12 protein-coding genes are annotated in these 15807 nt (G+C 70.2%); 7 read left to right on the top strand and 5 right to left on the bottom strand.

Annotated features, from left to right (window positions below; all coding sequences use genetic code 11):
* The first annotated feature begins 114 nt into the window (after nt 1-114).
* Both ACTJKJ_RS02045 and ACTJKJ_RS02040 read left to right on the top strand, forming a co-directional pair.
* Entirely contained in the window at nt 115-999 is an 885-nt protein-coding gene (locus ACTJKJ_RS02045; RefSeq protein ID WP_440819437.1) for an efflux RND transporter periplasmic adaptor subunit, read from the top strand.
* Nucleotides 1000-1007: 8 nt separating this feature from the next.
* Nucleotides 1008-2522, top strand: a complete 1515-nt coding sequence (locus ACTJKJ_RS02040) for a TolC family protein (RefSeq protein WP_440819561.1) — start codon at nt 1008-1010, stop codon at nt 2520-2522.
* Nucleotides 2523-2795: 273 nt separating this feature from the next.
* Here the strand turns inward: ACTJKJ_RS02040 and ACTJKJ_RS02035 are convergent, their stop codons facing one another.
* Together ACTJKJ_RS02035 and ACTJKJ_RS02030 are read right to left on the bottom strand one after the other, a co-directional pair.
* Nucleotides 2796-5270, bottom strand: a complete 2475-nt coding sequence (locus tag ACTJKJ_RS02035) for a CehA/McbA family metallohydrolase (protein ID WP_440819436.1) — start codon at nt 5268-5270, stop codon at nt 2796-2798.
* Nucleotides 5271-5292: 22 nt separating this feature from the next.
* Nucleotides 5293-6012, bottom strand: coding sequence for a PEP-CTERM sorting domain-containing protein (locus ACTJKJ_RS02030; RefSeq protein ID WP_183492674.1), 720 nt, complete (start codon nt 6010-6012; stop codon nt 5293-5295).
* 362 nt (nt 6013-6374) lie between these two features.
* Here ACTJKJ_RS02030 and ACTJKJ_RS02025 point away from each other — a divergent pair, with 362 nt between their 5' ends.
* Nucleotides 6375-7439, top strand: coding sequence for a flavodoxin family protein (locus ACTJKJ_RS02025; protein ID WP_440819435.1), 1065 nt, complete (start codon nt 6375-6377; stop codon nt 7437-7439).
* Between the two features lie 63 nt (nt 7440-7502).
* Nucleotides 7503-7757, top strand: coding sequence for a hypothetical protein (locus tag ACTJKJ_RS02020; RefSeq protein ID WP_091726258.1), 255 nt, complete (start codon nt 7503-7505; stop codon nt 7755-7757).
* A 115-nt stretch (nt 7758-7872) separates the two neighbouring features.
* Here the strand turns inward: ACTJKJ_RS02020 and ubiE are convergent, their stop codons facing one another.
* From ubiE to ACTJKJ_RS02005, 3 genes are all read right to left on the bottom strand, one after another.
* Entirely contained in the window at nt 7873-8604 is a 732-nt protein-coding gene (gene ubiE, locus ACTJKJ_RS02015) for a bifunctional demethylmenaquinone methyltransferase/2-methoxy-6-polyprenyl-1,4-benzoquinol methylase UbiE (RefSeq protein ID WP_297383010.1), read from the bottom strand.
* A gap of 70 nt (nt 8605-8674) precedes the next feature.
* Complete coding sequence (locus ACTJKJ_RS02010; RefSeq protein ID WP_091726263.1) at nt 8675-9109, bottom strand: gamma-butyrobetaine hydroxylase-like domain-containing protein; 435 nt, start codon at nt 9107-9109, stop codon at nt 8675-8677.
* Between the two features lie 212 nt (nt 9110-9321).
* Entirely contained in the window at nt 9322-11130 is a 1809-nt protein-coding gene (locus ACTJKJ_RS02005) for a S8 family peptidase (RefSeq protein ID WP_440819434.1), read from the bottom strand.
* A 412-nt stretch (nt 11131-11542) separates the two neighbouring features.
* Here ACTJKJ_RS02005 and ACTJKJ_RS02000 point away from each other — a divergent pair, with 412 nt between their 5' ends.
* The 3 genes from ACTJKJ_RS02000 to ACTJKJ_RS01990 all read left to right on the top strand — a co-directional run bounded on the left by ACTJKJ_RS02000 (nt 11543) and on the right by ACTJKJ_RS01990 (nt 15638).
* Complete coding sequence (locus ACTJKJ_RS02000) at nt 11543-13579, top strand: M13 family metallopeptidase (RefSeq protein WP_147240660.1); 2037 nt, start codon at nt 11543-11545, stop codon at nt 13577-13579.
* A gap of 432 nt (nt 13580-14011) precedes the next feature.
* Complete coding sequence (locus ACTJKJ_RS01995; protein WP_440819433.1) at nt 14012-14527, top strand: hypothetical protein; 516 nt, start codon at nt 14012-14014, stop codon at nt 14525-14527.
* Between the two features lie 73 nt (nt 14528-14600).
* Nucleotides 14601-15638, top strand: a complete 1038-nt coding sequence (locus tag ACTJKJ_RS01990) for a Bug family tripartite tricarboxylate transporter substrate binding protein (RefSeq protein ID WP_440819432.1) — start codon at nt 14601-14603, stop codon at nt 15636-15638.
* Nucleotides 15639-15807: the final 169 nt, after the last annotated feature.

Genomic DNA, 15807 nt, shown 5'->3' with positions numbered 1-15807 from the left:
GGAGCCGCAGCGCCCACCGGTCCAGGCTCCGCTGAAACCGCCCCGTCGCGACGTCGCCTTCCCGCGGCGTGGCCTTTCCCAATCAACGATGCCGGCCTGGCCGGCCCCGACGACATGAAGCCTTCCTCCTTTCCCTTGCGACGCGTGATCTCAATGGCCGTCACGCTGGCCGCCGTCGGCGGCGCGCTGTGGGCGGCCCAGCAGCTCTGGGACCGCTACGAGATCCAGCCCTGGACCCGCGACGGCCGCGTGCGCGCCAACGTCGTGCAGATCGCGCCGGACGTCTCCGGCCTCGTCACCGCCGTGCCGGTGCAGGACAACCAGCGCGTCGCCGCTGGCGCGCTGCTGTTCGAGGTCGACCGCGCGCGGTACGAGCTCGCGCTGCGCCAGGCGCAGGCGCAGCTCGCCGCGCAGAAGGTCGCGCTCGCGCAGTCGCTGCGCGAGGCCGAGCGCAACAGCGACCTGGGCAGCCTGGTCTCGCAGGAGTCGCGCGAGCAGACGCGCAGCCGCGCCGAGCAGGCGCGCGCCGCCGTCGCGCAGGCCGAGGTCGCGGTGGACGCGGCGCGGCTCAACCTCGCGCGCGCCGAGGTCCGCGCGCCCTCCTCCGGCACGATCACCAACTTCGACCTGCGCCAGGGCGCCTACGCCAGCGCCGGGCATCCGGTGCTCGCGCTGGTCGACGCGGACTCGCTCTACGTCGAGGGCTACTTCGAAGAGACCAAGCTCGCGCGCATCCACATCGGCGATGCCGTCCAGGTCAAGCCGATGGGCGCGAGCCGCGCGCTCACGGGCCGCGTCGAGAGCCTCTCGGCCGGCATCGCCGACCGCGACCGCAGCACCAGCGCGAATCTGCTGCCCAGCGTCAATCCGACCTTCAACTGGGTGCGCCTGCCGCAGCGCGTGCCGGTGCGGGTCAAGCTCGATCCGCTGCCGCAGGGCGAGCGGCTCGTCGCCGGGCAGACGGTCACGGTGCAGGTGCTTGGGGGAGCGAAATCGTGAGCGGCCCGATGAAGCACGCGCTGACGATCCTGGCCGCGGCGGCGCTCGCGGCGTGCTCGACGGCGCCGAAGGGACCGGACTATCGGGTGCCCGCGGAGGCCGTCGTCATGAAGCCCGCAGCGGCGGCGCCCTTCCTTGAGCAGCAACGCGCCGCACAGGCCGCCGGGGCCGGCGAGGTCGCCGACGCGGGCCAGGGCGGCGGCGGGGCGAGCGCGAAGTCCGCGCCCTTCGACAACGCGCCACTGCCGCCGCATTGGTGGCGGCTCTTTCACGACGAGACGCTCGACGCGCTGGTCGAGCAGGCGCTCGCGCGCAACACCGATCTGCGTCAGGCAGCGGCCAACCTCGAACGCGTCCAGGCCCTCGAGTCCGAGGCGCGCGGTGGCGAGCGGCCCGCGATCAGCGTCAACGGCGGGCCCAGCTTCGGCCATCCGTCGGGCCTCTCGATGCTCAAGAAAGACGACGTGCCGCCGGACACTTTCCGCTACAGCGCGGGCGTCGGGCTGTCGTATCAGCTCGATCTCTTCGGCCAGATCCGGCGCGCCATCGAGTCCTCGCACGCGAGCACCGAAGCGGCCGCCGCGGCGCTGGACCTCGTGAAGGTGAACGTGGCCGCCGGCACGGCGCGCGCGTATGCCGAGGCCTGCGCGACGGGGCAGCGCCTCGAGTCGGCGCGGCACTCGGTGGACCTGCAGCGCGAGGCCGTGTCGGTCACCGAGCGGCTGCAGCGCGCGGGTCGGGTCGGCGACATCGACGCGGCACGTGCGCGCAGCCAGCTCCAGCAGCTGCAGGCGGCGTTGCCGCCGCTGCTGGCGCAGCGACAGTCGGCGCTGTATCGGCTGGCCACCTTGACCGGCGAGCTGCCGGCCGACTTTCCGCGCGGGCTGGCGGAATGCCACCTCGCGCCGCGCGTCGCCGGCACGATCCCGGTCGGGGATGGCGCCGCGCTGCTGCGCCGGCGGCCCGACATCCGCCAGGCCGAGCGGGAGCTGCATGCGGCGACGGCGCGCATCGGCGTGGCGATCGCGGACCGGTATCCGAAGATCACGCTGGGCGTGTCGGCGGGCTCGGCGGGCACGCTGGCCGGGTTCGGCAGGAGCGACACGCTGAGCTGGAGCCTCGGGCCGCTGATCTCGTGGACGCTGCCCAGCAACGGCGTCGCCGACGCGCGCATCGCGCAGGCCGAGGCGGGCACGCGGCAGGCGGCGGCCAGATTCGATGGCGTCGTGTTGAATGCGTTGCGGGAGACCGAGACGGCGCTCAATCAGTACGCCCGGGAGCTGGACCGGCGCGCGGCGCTGCAGGCTTCGCGCGACGAGGCGGCGACCGTGGCGGGACAGGCGCGGCGGCTGTATCAGGGCGGCAAGGTCGGCTATCTGGATGCGTTGGATGCGGAGCGTGCGCTGGCCGCGAGCGATGCGGCGCTGGCGGCGTCGGAGGCCGCGTTGATCGACGAGCAGGTCCAGCTGTTCCTGGCGTTGGGCGGCGGGTGGGAAGTGGAGGAGTCGACCAGCGCGCAGTAGCGGGCCGCGGCTGCACTTCGTCGGCTGCTGGCCCTCACCCCTGCCCTCTCCCGCAAGCGGGAGAGGGGGTCATACCGGCCAGCGCCTCTCTTACACCCTCTCCCGCGAAGTGGGAGAGGGAGGGGTGAGGGCCAGCGGCGGTGGCAGCGCAGGAACGCTGGACACGGTTGCTCTCCCGCAAGCGGGAGAGGGAGAAAGAAAAAGAGAGCAGCGCTGCGTGCGGCTGCTCTCTTCAAGGCGGGAAGGCGGACGGGCGGTGCGCCCGTCGCGGCGTCAGGGATAGCTGATGGTCAGCTTGTACGGGGACGTGGTGCTCGAGCCTGCGTACGACATCACCTTGATGTAGACCGTCTGCGCGCTCGTGCCGTTCTGGTACGTCAGCGACTCGGTGCTGCCCACCGCCTCCGAGCGCGCCAGGCCCGTGCCCGTCGACCTCACCACGTACAGGTCGTAATCGATGCTCGAGGAGGTCGGCCCGGTCATGTCCACGCGCAGCCGCTGGTTCGCGGCCAGCGTGACCTTGAAGAAGTCGACGTCGCTGGCGCTGCCGATGAAGCCGGTCAGCTGGTTGCGGCTGCCGACCGCGTTGGCCGCGGAGATCGTGTTGTTGGGCTCCACCTCGTCCGCCGCGTCGACCACGTTGTTGACGTTGAAGCTCACCGGCGCGGAGGTCGTCGTGTTGCCCGCCGCGTCGTAGGCCTTGGCCACCAGGCTGTGCGTGCCGTTGGTCAGCTGCGTCGAGTTGACCGCGATCGAATACGGCGCCGTGGCGTCGACCTCGCGCAGCGCGCCGTCCAGCCAGAACTCGACCTGCGTCACGCCGACGTTGTCGCTCGCCGTGGCGGAGAAGGTGATCGTGCCGGTGGTGCCGTTCACCGCCGCGGTCACCGAGGGCGGCGTGGTGTCGCCGCCGCTGACGCCCTGGTTGACCCAGATCGGCGCGGACCACAGCACCTTGCCGTCGTCCTGCGTGACCTTGGCGTAGTAGAAGTGCTTGCCGTTGGCCGGCGTGATGGTCGCCGTCGGGTTGCTTCCCAGCAGCGTGACCGTGCCGTTGCGGCCCGGCACGCCTTCCCAGATCTCGGTCGACACCACCGTGCGGCCGCTCGGGTTGTAGAAGCCGACGTTGAGCGCCAGCGCGCCCGCGTTGTCGAAGCGCTCGCCCATGATCCGGCCGTTGGCGCTGAAGATCAGCTGCGACTGCTTGTCCATCGTCGCGAAGACGCGGCGCGCCTTCAGCGCATCGACCAGCGCGGCCTTGCTCAGCGCGGTGCCGGTCGGGATCAGCACGGCGGTCCGGTTGGTGTAGGACTTGCCCCAGTTGGCGCAGTGGTTGTCCTGGTTGGTCGCCGGCGCCACGTGGAAACCGCGCTCCAGCAGCTTCTTCCACGAGCCCTCGTAGGAGCTGCGCGAGGTCTCGCTCTCGGTCGTGTTGGACGAGAAGGCCGAGGTGTTCATCACCTCCGCCATCACCATCACCTCGTCACCGTCGGCGCTGTAGGCCATGTCGGTGCCGTTGATGATGAACTGGCCGCTCGAGTCCGGATGGTTGAACTGCCCCACCAGGCCCTGCGCGCGCATCACCGAGTACAGCGTCGCGTAGTCGTTCTTGGCGATGTAGCGATCGCCGAAGAGCTCGTTCTGCGCGTTGTATTCCCACGAGAACAGCTCGTTGCTGTTGAAGATGTTCAGGTGGCCGCCGTTGCTGATGACGCCCCACTCCATGCCGTACATCGCCAGGAAGCCGGGGTTGGCCGCGGTGACCTCCGCCGCGATCTGCAGGCCGCGCTGGTAGCGCGCCTTGGCCGCGGTGGCGCTGCCGCTGGTGTTGGTGCTGGACGAGCCGTCGTAGTAGTGGTTGTGGTCGGTGTTGGCGAAGATGTCCAGCCCGGCGTCCTTCGCATACGGGAAGGCGACGTCGGGGCCGTAGGCGCCGCTTTGCGCCGGCTGCGACGAGTTGCAGCTGCCGATCGCGCCACCGCCGTCGGAGTCGTTGGTCTGGCCGTGGAAGCTGCCGTAGTAGATGGTGTAGGGCCAGGAGCCCGCGCCCACCGCCGCCGACTGTGCGCGCACGCGCTGGTCGGCCTCGCCGGTGGCGCCCATCGCCAGCGGACGCAGCGTGCCCATCGCGACCTTGGCCGGCTTGCCGACGGCGAAGTTCCAGCTCTGCTCGACCGCATGGCCGTGGCTGTCGCCCGACTGCTGCGCGGCCAGGATCTCGGCGAACTGCGCGTCCGCGCCGCTGGCCTTCAGCGCGGTGCCCGCCTTGGCGCTGAGCGCGGTCAGCGTCGCGGTGTAGACGCCATCGGCCAGGCTCGCGTCGCCGCGGCCGGCCCAGTCCAGCGTGACCGTGCGCACGTCGCCGGCATAGGACTCGACACCGCTCCAGCGCTTGACGAGCGCGCCGCCCGGGGCGCGCAGCTCGACGCGATAGGCCAGCAGCGTGCCCGCGGGCGCGCCGACGTAGTCCAGGTGGACCTTGAAGGCGCGCGCGCCGGTGGCCTCGGCGCCGGTGAAGGGCACGTCGAGGGCGGCGTCGAACTCGTGGTGGTCGGGGTACTTGGCCGCCGGATCGGCGACCTGCGCGGTCGCACGGTCGTCCGGCGCCGCCGCTTGCGGCTGCGCGGACGACTTGTCGCCGCCGTTGAGGCCGCCGCCGCAGGCGGTCAGCACGACGGCCATCGCGCTCAGCGTGGTGACGCGCAGCGCGGCGCGACCGGTCAGGGCAATCAGGGCACGGACTCTCATGGGGAAGGCTCCTTGGTCTTGATCAGGCTTGCTTGCGGCGGCGGACCACGGCGCCCATCGCGCCCAGGGCGGCCAGGGTCAGCGCGATCGAGGCGGGCTCCGGAACTTCCGGCACGACTTCGGGGATCAGCGAGCCGGCGAACTGGACCATGTCGTAGCGGATGGTCCCGGCGGTGCCGTAGTTGTTGCTGGTGCCGGCATAGGCCTGCGTATTGGGCGCGAACATGCTGACCAGCTGCACCGCGAAGTTGGCGTTGTCGTCGACGCCGGCGATGTCGGAGAAGTCGAAACCCAGGCCCTTCACGAAGACGCTGTCGCGCACCATGCGGAAGGTGGTCGCCTCGACCCAGTTCTCGCCGTCGATGGTGTAGCGCAACGCCGTCCAGGCGGACGCGGTGCCGCTGTTGCGCTGGTCGAAGGTCAGCACGATGTCCTGGAAGCCGGAGGTGTCGACCGAGAACTGCACGCCGGTCGTGCGGTCGCCGGTGCCCTGCGCCGCGTAGCCCGAGGTGTTCAGCGCGGAGCTGTTCGCGGTGGTGTCGGACGAGCCCGACTGGCTGGCGAAGGTGGTGGTGACGTTGCCCACCGTGCCGAAGAACGCGCCGCCATGGTCGGTGTAGGTCGGCTTGGTGGTCGGCGTGCCGGTGCGGTCGGGATTGAAGCCCCACAGCGCGACGGTGTCGGCCTGGGCCGCCCCGGCAAGCAACAGCCCGGCGGCGAGCAGGATGGATTTCAGATGCATGGCGACCCTCGACGTCAATAGTTAAAACAAATGTTTGCGCAAACGTTTACGGCAAAACTTTGTCAGCAAATCTGTGAGCTTGTGCGCTTGACTTGGCGCAGCAGTGGAACGGGCGGAGCGTAGGGTCGCTTGGTGACAAGCAGGTTGCGGGGAAGCCCGGAGGAGGGAATGCCGCACCCCGCATTCGAGGGGGGTGCCCGCACGGTCGCGGTGCGGGTCACGCGGCCTTGTCCGGGGCCGGTGCAGCTCGCCCCAAGGTGGGCACCGCGTAGGACGAGGCCCGCCTGACAACCCGCGCTCGTCCGACGACCGGTCGGCGCAGGGCCTCGAATACTGGGCGCATCGTCACTCCAGGACCGTCGATGACCGAGATCCGCAAAGGCCAGCAGCCGGCGGAATTGACCCGCGAGCAATTCCACGAGCGCTTCATGCGGCGGTTCATGGATCCGGCCTACCGCGTCGAGCATGAGGCCATCGCGCGACTGGAGACCATCGCCTGGCAGGCGATGAAGGATGGCCGCAAGGCGCCGATCACCCGGCGCGCCGGCAACGGTTTCCAGGATCCTGACTACGAGGCCTCGGTCGAGTGGCTCGACACCCACCAACGGCTGAAGCAGGCCCAGCAGCGCTGGGCCGATCCGGCCACTCGTTCGCGGGTGCTGCTGGTCTGCGGCAGCGACCGCAACGATGGCTCCTGCCCCGGCGAGATGTCCAAGACCTGGCGCCTGACGCAGCTCGCGAAGGAACAGCTCGGCCGCCGCGACCTCATCGTCAACGTGCTGGACCTCAGCCTGATGACGTCGGAATACGGGCGCGAGATCCATCCCTGCAAGGGCTGCGTCTCCACCGCGATGCCGCTGTGCCACTGGCCCTGCAGCTGTTATCCGAACCATGCGCTGGGCCAGTCCAGCGACTGGATGAACGAGATCTACGAGCGCTGGGTCTCCGCCCATGGGGTGATCCTCTTCACCCCCACCTATTGGTATCAGTCACCCAGCGCGCTGAAGCTGATGATCGACCGCTTGGTCTGCGCCGACGGCGGCAACCCGGACCCGACCTCCACCCACGGCAAGCGTGTCGAGGAGGCCAAGGCGATCGAGGCCCGCGGCTGGCACTACCCGAAGCACCTCGAGGGGCGGGTTTACGGCCTGGTCGTCCACGGCGACGTGGCCGGCGTCGAGGCGCAGCGCCGCAACCTGGGCGACTGGCTCGACTGGATGGGCCTGGTGGACGCCGGCGACCTGTCCCGGCTGGACCGCTACCTCGGCTACTACGCGCCCTACTACGACAGCCACGAGGCGCTGGACCGCGACGAGGCCCTGCAGCGCGAGGTCCGGCTGGTGGCCGACCTCGTCGGCGACGCGGTCAAGCAGTTGCGGGAGGGAAAGCTGCCCCGTTCCAATCGCAAGGCCGTCCGCCCGAAATGACGGCGGCTTGCCATTCCGCACGACCTCCCCTTCCACGACCTCTTGGACTCAAGGAGCACTCCGATGGCCGCTTCCCACTCGCCCTCCCGATCGACGCAGCAACTCCGGCCCGAACTGCCGGCCGACGTGCCGCCCTTTCCCACCACCGATGCCGAAATCGATGCCGACGACCTCGACAGCGTCTACGGCCAGCTCGTGAAGGGCGTCGGTCATGAATACGTCAACGACCGCAACGTCGACGAGCTCGCCCGCCGCGCGGAGGAGGACGGACATCCCATCCTCGCCACCGAATTGAGGGAGTGGAAGTCGCCCTGCTGACGCCCGCGCTGCTCGGCGCCCCCAGGGCGGCAGCCCAAAAGCAAAGGGCCCCTATTGGGGCCCTCTTCATGGCGATGGCGATGGCGATGGCGCCGCAGCGCCGGGCCAGGCCAGGTCAGCACTTGATGCCGGCATGCAGGGCCACGACGCCCCCGGTCAGGTTGTGCACGTCGACATGGCCGAAACCGACGCTCTTCATCAGCGCCTTGAGCTCGGCCTGCGGCGGGTGCATGCGGATGGACTCGGCCAGGTAGCGGTAGCTGTCCGCATCGCCGGCGATCAGCGACCCGATGCGCGGCAGCACCTTGAAGGAGTACCAGTCGTAAGGCTTGCGCAGCGGCTCGGCCACCTGCGAGAACTCCAGCACCAGCAGCCGGCCGCCGGGCCGCAGCACGCGGTTCATCTCGGCCAGCGCCTTGTCCTTGTGGGTCATGTTGCGCAGGCCGAAGGCCACGCAGACCAGGTCGAAGGAGCCCTCCTTGTAGGGCAGCGCCTCGGCGTCGCAGAGGTTGGTGGGCAGCACCAGGCCCTCGTCGATCAGACGCTCGCGGCCGGTGCGCAGCATCGCCTCGTTGATGTCGGTGTGCACGACCATGCCACGCTCGCCGACCTTCTTCGCGAACAGCCGCGCCATGTCGCCGGTGCCGCCGGCGATGTCCAGCACGCGGTCGCCCGGCTTGAGGTTGGCCACGGCCAGCGTGTAGCGCTTCCAGGCGCGGTGCAGGCCCATCGACATCAGGTCGTTCATGACGTCGTAGCGCGAAGCGACCGAGTCGAAGACGCCGCGCACGCGCCGGGCCTTGGCGGTCTCGTCGACGGTCTCGAAGCCGAAATGGGTGGAGCTCATGGGGATGTCCTGCTGAATGGGGGGCGTCGGGGCGATGCCGGCAAGGCGGTCGGCCGGTCGTCGACGCCGGTCAATGGCTGGCGCAAGCGCCGCCGCCATGCGAATGGCCACCGGCCGCCTTCGCCGGCATCGGCGCGTCGCGGTCCAGGCCCGCGGCGGCCAGCTTGTCTTCGTATTCGCGCATCAGGCGGTCCTGGTCGCGACCCAGCTCATAGAGATAGGCCCAGGTGAACAGGCCGCTCTCATGGCCGTCGGAGAACAGCGGCTGCAGCGCGTAATGGCCCACCTGCTGCACCGCGACGATGGACACCTCGCGCTTGCCGGTCTGCAGCGTCTCCTGGCCGGGCCCGTGGCCCTGGACCTCCGCCGACGGGCTGTACACCCGCATCAGCTCGAACGGGATGCGGAAGCGCGCGCCGTCGCTGAAGGCGAGTTCCAGCACCTTGGACTGCTGGTGCACGACGATGTCGGTGGGGAGCGGGGTGGTGGAGTCGAGGCCGGCCATGGGGAAAGCGCGGTGCGGCGCGGCGAGCGCGCGGGAGGTCAAGCCCCGCAGTGTAGCGGCCCCTTCCGGGGGAGCGGCCGCCCCTCCTCCCCGCCGGGGGAATGAAAAAAATCCCGCCGGCTTGCACCGGCGGGATTCAACGGGAGCCCCGTTCGGGCCCGAGGCACCCGGCTTACCAAACGAGGAGAGTGGCAAACCTGGTTGGCGGCTCCTTACCAGCTCAGGCCCAGCGAGTAGGTCCCGCTGGTGCCCGAGTAGTAGAGGACCCGCACGTACACGGTGATCGAGGTCGATCCGCTGTTCGTGTAGGTGAAGCTGTCGACCGCGCCGGCGGCGTTCTCGCTGGCACGGAGCTGCGAGCCGGTGCTGCTTTGCAGGTACAGGTCGAAGTCCTTGCCGCTGGCCGGCGTCAAGGTCGCGCTCAGGGTCTTGCCGGCCGGGAGCGTGATCTTGAAGTAGTCATTGGTGTCGGAGGTCGACAGGCTGCCGGTCACCGTGGCCGGCGCGCTGATCGTCTGCGGCGCGGTGCGGCTGTCGTTGGGCTCGACCTCGGCGACCGTACCGCCGCCACCACCGCCGCCCTTGATCGCGGTGACCGCCGCGTTGGCGTCCAGCAGGCCGCTGCCGCACTGGCTGCAGGTGCCCGGGAAGGCGCGGGCGCTGCTCTTGAGCGCGGCCGTGATCTCGTCCGGCGTGGCCGTGGGCTTGGCGCTGTACATCAGCGCCGCGACGCCGGCCACGTGCGGCGTGGCCATCGAGGTGCCCTGGTAGTACGCGTAGCTGTCCGCGCCCGGCGTGCTGGTGCCGGCGTTCAGCGTCGACAGGATGCCGTTGCTGGCGCTGGAGCGCACGTCGCCGCCGGGGGCCGCCAGCGCCACGATCGAGCCGTAGTTCGAGTAGTACGCGCGGGCGCCGTAGCGGTCGGTGGCAGCCACCGCCACCACGCCGGAGCAGTTCGCCGGATTGGAGTTGGAGGCGTTCTGGTTCTCGTTGCCCGCCGCGACGATCACGCTGGCGCCGCGCGAACGGGCGCCGTTGATGGCCGTCTGGGTCGTGGTACCGCAAGCGCCGCCGCCGCCCAGCGACAGGTTCAGCACCTTGGCCGGCGTCGCGTTGGCCGGCAGGCCGGACACGCTGCCGCCCGAGGCCCAGGTGATGCCGTCGGCGATGTCGGAGGTGTAGCCGCCGCACTTGCCCAGCACACGGACCGGCTGGACCTTGGCGTTGAAGGCGATGCCCGCCACGCCCAGCGCGTTGTTGGTCTTGGCCGCGATCGTGCCGGCCACGTGGGTGCCGTGCCAGCTCGAGGTCGAGGCCGGATCGCCGGCCTGGCACTCGTTGGCGGCGCTGTAGTCGCCGGGGTCGCTGGGGTCGTTGTCGCGGCCGTTGCCGTCCACCGAGACGGCGGTGTCCGAGATCATGTCGTAGCCCGCGACGATCTGGCCGGACAGGTCCGCATGCGGCCGGTAGCCGGTGTCGATGACCGCCACCACGACGCCGGTGCCGGTGGCCTGGTCCCAGGCGGCCGGGGCGCGGATGCCGCCGACGCTGTCGAACAGGTCCCACTGCGAGTTGTAGCTCGTGTCGTTGGGCGTGAACATCGCGTACATCTTGCGGTCGGGCTCGACGTACTCGACGTTGGCGTCCTGCGCCTTGATGCGCTCGCCCAGTTCACGGAGCTGCTCGATGCTCATCCGGCGGTCCAGCCGGAACACGTGGGCGCCGGTGCCCATCTGACGCACCAGCGACAGCCGGGTGCCCAGCGGCGCGGCCAGCTGCTGCAGGCGCTCGGTGCGGGCGCCGATGGCGTCGCTGGCCAGCGGCTGCGCCTGGACGGCGGCGCCCAGGCGCCCTTGCACGACGGTGCTGCCGTCCTTGTATTTCACGATCAGCCGGTCGGTCTGGCTGCTCAGTTCCCGCGGGGCCTTGTCCACATCCACCGACGACACGCCCGCCTGGGCCGCGCCCATCGTGACGAGACCCAGAGCCAGCGCGCAGCTGAGCTTGTTCAATCGCAACATGCTTGTCATCTCCAGAGTTTTCCAACGACGCCAGGTTCCCCGACGTCCGCCAAGCCCGACGCCCTGGCGCGTTGGCACCTCTGGCGGGGCACGCCGATCGGCCCAATCCGAGCGGTGTGCGGCGCAGTGTAGGAAGCTGGTCGGGCGACAACCGCCCCCCCTGCAACAGTTAACAGGAAGGAATACCCCTATAACCGTTTTGTGTCGAAATGCTCACTTTGATCCGTCAATCGCCCCTTTCTTACAGCTAAAGGACTGATTCGTAAGGTTTGCGCGCAGTTTGCGAGGCTGCGCGAACGGCGTGCCCGGGATGCCGAAAGCCATCCGCGGGACGGCGCCGATGGCGGGGCAAAAGGGGCTCGTTTAGCCTGTGCGGCTTGTCGTTTTCGCCACACATTGGTGACAAATAACCATGTTCCCTCTACGCCTGATCGCCGTCGCGGCCGGCGCCGCCCTCGCCTTGAGCGCCCTGCCGGCCCGCGCGCTGGATGTCGCAAGCTTCTCCACCGAGGTCTCGCCCTGCGCCGATTTCTATGACTACGTGAACGGCCCCTGGGTCGACCGCACCGAGCTGCCGGCCAACCGCACCCGCATCGGCAGCTTCGACGCGCTGCGCGTGGCCAACGACCGCCTGCTGAGCCAGGCGCTCGCGGAACTGGTCGCCCAGCCGGCGCTGCAGAAGACGCCGGGCCTGAAGCAGGTCGCCGCCTATTACGCCAGCGGCATGGACCTGGCCGCGATCGAGGCCCAGGGCCTGAAACCGGTGAAGCCGCTGCTGGACCGCATCGCGTCGATGAAGTCGGCGCAGGACCTGCCCTACCTGCTGGCGCAGCTGGGCCGTGTCGGCATCGCCGCGCCGGTGGGCAGCTTCGTCCGGGCGGACGTCAAGAACACCCGGGTCAACGTGCTGACGCTGAGCCAGGCGGGCCTGGGCCTGCCCGACCGCGACGACTACTTCAAGGACACCGACATCGCCAAGAAGCTGCGCGCCGCCTACCGGCTGTATGCGCAGCGGCTGCTGGCCTCGGCCGGCTTCGAGGCCACGCCGGCGGTGCTGGACGCGCTGATGGGCTTCGAGTCCCAGCTGGCCGAGGCCACGGTGCCGCGCGCGCAGCTGCGCGATCCGCTCAAGGTCTACAACCCGATGACGACGCCGGAGCTGGCCGAGAAGGCGCCGGGCCTGGCCTGGGAGGCCTACCTGAAGGCGCTGACCCGCAGCGACACCCGCGCCGGCGGCGTGGAGCGCCTGATCGTGGCGCAGCCGACCTTCATGACCCGCGTTGCGCTGATGGCCGAGCACATCCCGCTGGCGACCTGGCAGACCTACCTCCGCGTGCGGGTGCTCGAGAACAGCGCCGCGCGCCTGCCCCAGGCCTTCGCGGACGCCGATTTCGACTACCGCGGCGTCGCCATCAACGGGCTCGAGCAGCACGCGCCGCGCGACGAGGAGGTCATCCTGATGATCGGCGGCCGCACCGGCGGCAGCCCGCTCGGGCTGGCGCTGGGCGAGCTGTTCGTGTCCAAGGCCTTCTCGCCCGAGGCGCAGCGCCGCGCGACGCTGCTGATCGGCGACGTGAAGGCGGCGATGAAGACGCGGATCCAGAACCTGAGCTGGATGAGCCCGGAAACCAAGCTCAAGGCGCTGGAGAAACTCGAGGCGATGCAGCCCAAGATCGGCGCGCCGCCGACCTGGCCCCGGTTCGAGGGCCTGGCGCTGGATCCGAAGGACTTCGCCGGCAACCAGCTGCGCGCGGCGGCCTGGTTCCACGGCGAGCAGATCAAGGACCTGGACCGCCCGAGCGACCGCACCCGCTGGACGATGTCGCCCCACATCGTCAACGCGCAGGCGGGCGGCCTCAACGAGATCACCTTCCCGGCCGGCATCCTGCAGCCGCCCTTCTTCGACGCGAAGGCCGACGACGCGGTGAACTACGGCGGCATCGGCATGGTGATCGGCCACGAGATCGTCCACCACTTCGACGATCGCGGCCGCCAGTTCGACAGCATCGGCAGCCTGCGGGACTGGTGGACCGCCTCGGACGCGGAGCACTACCAGGCGCTCGCGGACCGGGTGGTGGCGCTCTACGGTCGCTACGAGCCGGTGAAGGGCACGCCGATCAACGGGCGGCTGACGCTGGGCGAGAACATCTCCGACATGGCCGGCATGCCGATCGCCTTCGACGCGCTGCAGAACGCGCTGCGTCGCAGCGGCAAGACCGACAAGATCGACGGCTTCACGCCCGAGCAGCGCTTCTTCCTGTCCAACGCGCTGGTGTGGCGCAACAAGTCGCGCGAAGCCGCGCTGCTGAACCAGCTGCGCACCGATCCGCATTCGCCGGGCAAGTACCGCGTGCTCGCGCCGATGTCCAACATGCCGGAGTTCGCCAAGGCCTTCGACTGCAAGCCGGGCGATGCGATGGTCGCCGCGGATCCGATCAAGGTCTGGTGACCGGCAGGTCCGCCGCGGCCCGCCGGGTCGTGGTCGCGGGGCCCGCGCGCCGTGAGGCGTGGCGGGCCCCGTGCCATTCGGGACCCCTGTCTTCCGGGACGGGTCGGCGGAAGTCATGGATCGCCGGGGCCGGGGCGTGGGGACAGGTCTTGCCACGCGCGTGTCACATCGATCGATATGCCGATCAATATGCCGATCGATGACCGAGGCCAGCATGACTTTTGACACGATGGATACGGGGGAAAGTCGATTCGCGGCTCATCGCGCCGGCCTGCGTTTCGTCGCGGCAAAGCGGCGCTCCAGCCCTCGCCTTCAACGCTTGGTCGCCCGCCGCTTGGTGGCGCTGCCCGCGCTGCCTACGCTGAAAAAAGACCGATCGCATGGACGCCAGGAAGCGCGCCACGACGGTTCCCCCGTCCTCAGGAGCACGACATGCAAGCGACCACCCGCCCCTCCCACACGACCCTCGTCCGCGCCGCGTTCGCCGCGCTCCTCGCCGTGCTGGCCACCGGCGCCGCGCAGGCCGCGCCCGACGACCTGCAGCGCGTCGAGATCTCCGGCCGGCGCCCCGGCGAGATCCCGCGCACCGACGTGCGCGCCACCTGCCCCGGCGTCGACCAGGCGCTGTTCGACCGGCTGGCCCGGCAGCAGTACATCGAAGGCAAGGAAGGCCTGGCCACGGTGAGCTTCCGCCTCAACGGCAGCACCATCTCGGACGTCCACCAGTCCCGCGGCCCCTGGGTCTACGCGGCCGCCGTGCGTCGCGCCGTGCGCAGCCTGGCCTGCCAGGGCGCCGAGCGCGACACGCTCTACGTGATGCAGATCGCGTTCCGCAACCAGGACAGTGGCAGCGACATGAACCAGCGCGTGGCGATGATGGAACTGGCGCCGCCCGCCGCTGGCGCCGCCGACATCGCGGCGAGCGCGGCGGCGGTCGACGGGCGCTGATGGGGTTGTCCCCCAAGGGGGCGCTCGCGGGGCTGGCTAGGATGGCCGCCATCGCCACCCGGAGAGCTCCTTCATGCCCACCCATCAGACCGATGCGGCCACCGATGCGACCACCGATGCGGCCACCGATCCCGTGCGCCGCTCCCTGCTGATCACCGGTGCCCTCGGCGCCAGCGCCGCGGCGCTCGGCTGGCCCGGCGCGGCACGCGCGGACAGCTGGCCGAGCCGGCCCGTGCGCTGGGTCGTGGCCTATCCGGCGGGCGGCGGTTCGGACTTCCTCGCCCGCCAGCTCGCGCCGGTGCTGGGCAAGGCGCTCGGCCAGACGCTGGTCATCGACAACAAGCCCGGCGCGGCCGGCATCATCGGCACCGACAACGCCGCGAAGTCGCCGCCCGACGGCTACACGATCCTGACCGGCGACAACGGCGCGATGGTCTTCAACAGCGCGCTCTACAAGAAGCTGCCCTACGCGCCGTCGGACTTCGCGCCGGTCGGCTTCATGGCGCGCTTCCCGCTGCTGCTGGTGGTGAACCCGGCCGCCGGCTTCACCAGCGCGAAGCAGTGGCTCGAGACCATCAAGGCCAAGCCCGGCAAGTACAGCTACGCGTCGCCCGGCGTCGGCAGCCCGCACCACCTGGCGATGGAGCTGCTGAAGGACCGCACCCACAGCTACATCGTCCACGTGCCCTATCGCGGCACGGCCTTCTCGACCCAGGACCTGATCGCCGGCGTGGTGCCGATGGGCATCCTGGACACCGCCGCCGCACTGCCCCACCTGCGCGCCGGCAAGCTCAAGGCGCTGGCGGTGCTCGCGCCGCGCCGCATCGCCGCGCTGCCCGACGTGCCCAGCTTCGACGAGACGGGCATCAGCGGCGTGGAGGTCAGCGCCTGGCAGGGCCTGTTCGTGCCCAAGGGCACGCCGGAGGCGATCGTCTCGCGCCTGGGCGCGGAGCTGGCGAAGGCGCTGGCCCAGCCCGACCTGAAGGCCCGGCTCGAGGACTTCGGCCTGGAGGTCGCGCCCGGTGACGCAGCCTCCCTCGCGCGCTTCGTCCAGGCCGAGACCCAGAAGTGGCATGCGCTGATCCGCAGCCGCGGCATTTCCGCCGAGTGAGGGCGGCCGCGCATTACTTCACGGGGGGATCGAATAGCTGCGGGTTTTCCCTTGAAGTGCGGGCCTCGAAAGCTGCGCGGCGCGGCTCAAGCGGAATAAAGTTTGACCGGGCGCAAAGACAAAACGACAACGACGCGCCAGGAGACCTCCCCTCACTCCCGCCCGCGGC

The organism is Roseateles sp. 22389 (assembly GCF_052044995.1).
Classification (GTDB): Bacteria; Pseudomonadota; Gammaproteobacteria; order Burkholderiales; family Burkholderiaceae_C; genus Roseateles.
The sequence above is the reverse complement of the archived record's forward strand: the minus strand, read 5'-3'. Positions and strand labels throughout refer to the sequence as shown.